Origin of the sequence: Lunatimonas lonarensis, from assembly GCF_000390185.1 — a bacterium.
Taxonomy (GTDB): Bacteria; Bacteroidota; Bacteroidia; order Cytophagales; family Cyclobacteriaceae; genus Lunatimonas; species Lunatimonas lonarensis.
Genome location: NZ_AQHR01000012.1, coordinates 1 through 667, shown reverse-complemented (window position 1 = coordinate 667; position 667 = coordinate 1). Strand labels below are relative to the sequence as shown.

Below are 667 nucleotides of genomic sequence, written 5' to 3'. Positions count from 1 at the left end.
TACCAAAACGATGGCTAGTTTAACTTAGTAAAGTAGAACTAATCCTTTGGCAGCACCCGAAGATTATGACTTTGACGTAAAGTCTTATTGCATTCTTTGTCATGCAGCTTTAGAAGATTATGTTGAGTCAATCACTTTAAAAGTTTTACATTACTCAATAGAGAATTATGTAAATCATCATTTTTTATCCGAATCACTTTTGACTCTTATGCATTTTAAAGCAAATGCAAACAACTATTTTAATAAACTTGATGATGATGCACCTTTGACCAATATTTACGATTACACGAGAGAAATTCTAACAGAGATAAAAAGTAAATTTTCTATTGAAATAACTCAACTGAATCATGGTGTATCATTAAAATATATGAGACAGCTTTTGATGCCTGTTGCAATTGACATTCCTAATGACCCTAACATTTTGAGTTCATTAAAACAACTTGCTAATGAAAGGGGCTTTTATGCACATAAATTCCAACAAAAAGGGACACTTAGAAAGAGTATTGAACCTGAAAAAGCCAAAAATATTGTTGAAGACTGTCTTCTGCTGTGTTGGGATTTAAGAGACAAAGCAAAAGCACGTGTAGTAATATGACATATAAGACGACAAACAAAACGGCAGCCGGTAACATACAAGGGCTAAACCGAAGTGGAGCGCAGCGGAATT

General features: G+C 33.6%; 1 protein-coding gene. It reads left to right on the top strand.

All coding sequences use genetic code 11. The annotated features are described in order from the left end of the window. Positions 1-46 precede the first annotated feature (46 nt). Positions 47-595: a HEPN domain-containing protein gene (locus ADIS_RS01450; RefSeq protein ID WP_155907007.1), complete on the top strand. Its 549-nt coding sequence runs from the start codon at positions 47-49 to the stop codon at positions 593-595. The last annotated feature ends 72 nt before the right edge of the window (positions 596-667 follow it).